The 5,309-nt window shown below is 73.6% G+C and carries 4 protein-coding genes; 3 read left to right on the top strand and 1 reads right to left on the bottom strand.

The genetic code is table 11. From position 1 onward, the window contains the following. On the top strand, positions 1 to 2,930 hold a 2,930-nt coding region (locus KM933_RS38250; RefSeq protein ID WP_221362115.1), incomplete at its 5' end, for a glycosyl hydrolase. A gap of 98 nt (positions 2,931 to 3,028) precedes the next feature. Here the strand turns inward: KM933_RS38250 and KM933_RS38255 are convergent. Continuing rightward, positions 3,029 to 3,544 (bottom strand): pep a2, encoded by a 516-nt coding sequence (locus KM933_RS38255; RefSeq protein ID WP_221362117.1) that lies wholly within the window; start codon positions 3,542 to 3,544, stop codon positions 3,029 to 3,031. Between the two features lie 358 nt (positions 3,545 to 3,902). On the opposite strand from KM933_RS38255, the gene KM933_RS38260 reads away from it, so the two are divergent. Together KM933_RS38260 and KM933_RS38265 are read left to right on the top strand one after the other, a co-directional pair. Next, positions 3,903 to 4,196, top strand: a complete 294-nt coding sequence (locus tag KM933_RS38260; RefSeq protein ID WP_221362129.1) for a DUF5133 domain-containing protein — start codon at positions 3,903 to 3,905, stop codon at positions 4,194 to 4,196. Between the two features lie 92 nt (positions 4,197 to 4,288). Continuing rightward, the coding region (locus tag KM933_RS38265; protein ID WP_221362119.1) for a maltotransferase domain-containing protein at positions 4,289 to 5,309 on the top strand (1,021 nt) is incomplete at its 3' end.

The raw sequence follows: 5,309 nt of genomic DNA on the forward strand, positions 1-5,309 counted from the left end.
ACTGGGCGGCCCCCGGCCGGGCCGCGGCCGCCACCCCGGCCGCCGCCGCGTCGGGCGCCTCCGGCGCCTCCCTGCCGTTCGCCGCGCCGAACCGGGCGGTGCGTCCGAAGTTCCGCTGGTGGTGGCCGGACGGCCTCGTGCAGCCCGACGAGATCAGACGGGAGATCGACCAGATCGCCGACGCGGGCTTCGGCGGCGCCGAGATAGCCGCCGTCCACCACAGCGTCAAGGACACCTCGCAGCTGGACACGGCCCGCCACGGCTGGGGAACCGCCGCCTGGGTCGCGGGCGTCGAGGCCGCGCTGAGCCAGGCCGCCCGCCGCGGGCTCACCGTCGACCTCACCGTCGGCCCCAGCTGGCCCGCCGCCGTCCCTGGCGTCACCCCCGACAGCGACGCCGCCGTCAAGGAGCTCGCCCACGGGGCGGCCACCGTGGCCCCGGGCGCCACCTACACCGGCCCCGTCCCCGAGCCCGTCCACGAAGCGGCACCCGGGGTGACGAAGCGACAGCTCCTCCTGGTCCAGGCGGCCCGGGTGAACACCGCGCACTCCACCCGCAAGGAGACCGGCCTCGACCTGGACTCGGTGCGCGACCTCACCTCCGCCGTCACCGGCGGCGACCTGAGCTGGACCGCGCCCGACGACGGCACCTGGGTCGTGATCGCGTACTGGGTGCGCGGCTCCGGCCAGATGCCGGAAGCCGGACCGCACACCGACCCGCCGGCCTACGTCGTCGACCACTTCAGCGCGGCCGGCACCCGCGCGGTGACCGCCTACTGGGAGAAGCACATCCTCACCAAGGCCGTCCGCCGGCTGCTGAAGGTGTCCGGCGGCGCGCTCTTCGAGGACTCCATCGAGCTGGAGACCGACGGCCTCCAGTGGACACCGGGCCTGCCCGACGCGTTCCGCGCGCACACCGGCCGCTCCCTGCTGCCGCTGCTGCCCGCCCTGGTCCTGGACAACAGCAACCAGGTCTACGCCTTCGAGGCGGGCGTCACCCGCCAGATCCGCCACGACTTCTGGGAGACGGTCTCCACCCTCTTCAACGAGCACCACGTCACGGCGCTGCGCACCTGGGCCCACTCCCTCGGACTCCAGCTGCGGTCCCAGCCCTACGGTCTGCAGACCGACGCCATCGCCTCGGCCGCGATCCTCGACATCGCCGAGGGCGAGTCGCTGGGCTTCAAGAACCTCGACGACTACCGGTGCCTGGCCGGCGGCCGTGACATGGCCGGGCACACCGTGCTCTCCTGCGAGGCGGGCGCGTACTCGGGCAGCGCGTACAGCACCACCTGGCAGCGGTTCCTGCGCACCATGGGCGGCGCCTACGCCGCCGGGGTCAACCAGACCGTCGTGCACGGCTTCTCCTACGCCGAGTTCCCCGGCGTGAAGTGGCCCGGGTACGCCGCGTTCACCCCGTACAACGGCGCGGTCGGCTACGGCGAGTCCTGGGGCCCCCGGCATCCCACCTGGAAGCACGTCGCCGACGTCTCCGGCTACCTCGGCCGCGTCCACCAGGTCCTGCAGGCCGGCCGGGCCAGGGCGGACGTGGCGGTGTTCCGGCAGACCGGTTACACGGCCACCGGCATCGGCGCGTCCTGGTTCACCGCCACGGGCGTCACGCTCGGCTGGACCCACCAGTTCCTCAGCGGACCGCTCCTCGACCTGCCCTCCGCCACCGTGCGCCGGGGACGGCTCGCCCCGGACGGCCCCGCGTACAAGGCCCTGTTCGTCGAGGGCGACTTCTTCCACGGCTCCACGGTGACCCTCGCGCTGAGGGACGCGCGCGCCCTGCTGCGGCTCACCCGCGCCGGGCTGCCCCTCGTCCTGCTCGGCGCCTGGGACACGGTGGTGCCCTCCGGCGTCCCGGACACCGGCGAGACGGAGGAACTGCGGTCCGTGGTCGCGACGCTGCTGGCCCAGCCGCTGGTGCGCAGGGTCACCGACAAGGCCGCGGTCGGCGACGCGCTCACCGGCCTCGGGGTGAAGCCCGACGTCGGCTACGCGAGTGCCTCGACCCTCCTCAACGCCCACCGGGTGGCGGACGGCGTCGACTACTACTACCTGTGCAACGGCAAGCACGCCGAGACCGTCAAGCCGCCGGTCGCCGCCGTCGACCACGAGGTCACCCTGCACCGCACCACGGCCAAGGGGGTGCCGTACCTGCTGGACCCCTGGACCGGGAAGGCCGAGCGGATCGCCCGCTACACCGAGAAGGGCGACTCGGTCACCGTGCGGGTGAGGCTGCAGCCCGCGCAGGCCCGCGTCGTCGCGATCGGCCGGCCGGGCCTCTTCGGCGACCGCAACGGCTCCCGCCCGTACGCCGTCGACAGCGAGGCCGGCGAGGTGCGCTTCACCGACGCCGGTCTCACCGTCCGTTCCACGGCCGCGGGCACGTACCGGACCGTGCTCTCCAGGGGGCGCGCCGTGAGCGCCTCGATCCAGGACGTCCCGGAGCCGACGGAGCTGGCCTCGTGGCGCCTGCACGTCCAGGACTGGCGGCCCGGCGCCTCGGCCACCCGGACCACCGTCGTCGAACACGACCTGGAACTGGACGCGTTGGTGCCCTGGTCGCAGATCCCCGAACTCGCCGACGTCTCGGGCATCGGCCGCTACCGCACCACGGTCACCCTCGGCCGCGGCTGGACCGGCGGGCACGGCGCGCGTCTGGAACTGGGCTCGGTCACCGACACCTGCCGGGTCACGGTCAACGGCCACCGGCTGGACCCGGTCGACCAGATCAGCCCGGTGGTGGACCTCGGCGGCCTGCTCCGGCGCGGCGCGAACGTCATCGAGGTCGAGGTGGCCACCCCGCTCGCCAACCGGCTGCGCGTCAGCGACCCCGGGGTGTACGGCGGTCTGGCCCGGACGGCGTACGGACTGATGGGACCGGTCCGGCTCGTCCCCTACGGGGAGGCGCGGATCGGCTGACCGGAGCCCGTCCCCGGTCTGTACGCACGGGCACGGCAGTCGGCCCGCGACCGCGGAAGCGGTCGCGGGCCGACCCGGTCCCCGGGGTCCGGGCACGGCTACCCGGCTGCCACCGCGTCCACGAGGAAGTCCTCGGGCACCGGGCCCGCCAGGACCGGTACGGGCAGTTCGCGGGGTGCGTGCCGGGCCGCCCGCAGGCTGGGCGCGGGAATGCTCGGGACCAGCGGGGCGCGTTCGGTCGCCCGCACCCGGCGGGAGAACCAGACGATCCTTCCGCCGCCGCCCGTGGTACACCATCCCCAGCCGTCGCTCAGGGCGGCGATGTGGGCCAGACAGCCCCGTGTCGCGTCCCGCGGGTGGGACTCCCCGTCGATGTCCGCGACGGCCGTGACGAGCCGCCGGCCGTTCCACCACATCTCCAGGGTGGTGTTCTTGTCCGCCGCGTGCTCCGCGATCGTGCGCAGCAGCGTCCCGGCGCAGTGGCAGACGGGCTCGACGAGGTTCTCCAGATCCCAGTACCGGAGGTGGGCGGCCAGAATGCGCCTGACCTGGTCGACCCGCTCCGGAGTGACTTCCACGTCGAGGTGGTAGTAGCAGGGCACTGCGGTCTTCATCGTCGTTGGCTCCTCACCGGCGAAACTCCCGCTTCTCCCCGCCCCTGCGGGCCGGGCTCCGAAAGCGGAGCGTGATCAGCGACTGCTCCTGAGTAATCCCCAGGGTGGGAGCGGTACTCCATTCGTGCAACCCGAGAGCCGGACCGATGTCGTTGAAACGACAACAGGACGGCAGGTGGGGTCACGTGCACCATGAGTGAAGGTGTCGGCCGCCGCAGTCGGCCGATGCCTCTTCATGGACGGCCATCACACGTATCCATCACACGTATCCATCACACGTATCCGGGCGAACCGCGCACAGGCGAACCGTGCGCAGGCGAACCGTGCTCATCCGAGGGAGTGGAAGGTGACCAGTGAGATGCTGCTGCCCGCCAAGGACGAAATAGCCAGGCACCTGGAGCTGTACAGGTCCTGGGAGCGCATGATGCTCGCGGCTCCCGCCGACCGTGCCGCGCGGGGCAACTTCGAGGACACGGGCTACACGCTCTGCGTCCTCATGGGCAAGCGCTGCGCCCGGGAGGCCGTGCACGCCGCGGAGCGCTATCTGGCGGCCGGTTCGGCCGCCCTCCGCCACGAACGGTCCCGTGCCGGCTCCCCGGTGGACGCGCCCGCGGAACGCACCGAGGGACTCGCGACGAGCCCCGCGTCCTAGGGGCCGCCCGCGACGGTGGACCACGTGCCGCGACGAGGGCCGCGTACGACACCGGCGACAACGCCGACGACAACGAGACGGAGGTGAATCCCATGACCGAGAACCCGGCGGACCGCCGTGTTCCCCCTGCCGGCCGTACGCCCGCCGTTGCGATCGGCCGCGTGCCCGTCGTCGACGTCCGTCCGGCCGTCGACCGCGGCACCCGCCCGGCGAAGGCGGTTCCGGGCGAGACGTTCCAGGTCAGTGCCGTCCTCTTCGGAGAGGGCCACGACGCGGTCGCCGCGAACGCCGTCCTGCGCGACCCCGAGGGGCGTATCGGTCCGTGGACCCCCATGCGGGAGCTCGCCCCCGGCAGCGACCGCTGGGGCGCCGACGTCACCCCCACGTCGGTGGGCGAGTGGGCCTACTGGGTCGAGGCGTGGTCGGACCCCGTGACCGCCTGGCGCAGGACCGCCCGCACGAAGATCCCGGCCGGCATCGATGTGGGCCTGGTCCTGGAGGAGGGTGCCGAACTCTACGAGCGCGCCGCCCGCGGAGTGCCGCGCGGGGCGGGCCGGACGGCCGTGCTGACCGCCGCGGAGGCCCTGCGCGACGACACCCGGCCCCCGACTGCCCGCCTCGCCGCCGCCCTGACACCGGACGTGGACGCGGCGCTCGCGCGCCACCCCCTGCGGGAACGGCTCTCCCGGTCGGACCCGCTCCCCCTGTCGGTGGAGCGGGAGCGCGCGCTGTTCGGGTCCTGGTACGAGTTCTTCCCGCGCTCGGAGGGCGCGGTGGTGGAGCCCGGCAGGGCGCCGGTCAGCGGGACGTTCCGCACGGCGGCGCGGCGGCTGCCCGCCATCGCGGAGATGGGCTTCGACGTGGTGTACCTGCCGCCGGTCCACCCCATCGGCACGACCTTCCGCAAGGGCCCCGGCAACAATCTCTCGGCGAGCCGCGAGGACGTCGGGGTGCCGTGGGCGATCGGTTCGCAGGAGGGCGGGCACGACGCCGTCCACCCGGACCTCGGCACGATCGACGACTTCGACGACTTCGTGCGCAGGGCCGCCGAGCTGAACCTGGAGATCGCCCTGGACTTCGCGCTCCAGTGCTCGCCGGACCACCCGTGGGTGG

Source organism: Streptomyces beigongshangae (genome assembly GCF_019710745.1).
GTDB lineage: Bacteria > Actinomycetota > Actinomycetes > Streptomycetales > Streptomycetaceae > Streptomyces > Streptomyces beigongshangae.

Bases quoted from the DNA above. Each gene is read 5' to 3' on its own strand.
- KM933_RS38255 (WP_221362117.1), bottom strand. From the start codon at position 3,544: ATGAAGACCGCAGTGCCCTGCTACTACCACCTCGACGTGGAAGTCACT.
- KM933_RS38260 (WP_221362129.1), top strand. From the start codon at position 3,903: ATGCTGCTGCCCGCCAAGGACGAAATAGCCAGGCACCTGGAGCTGTAC.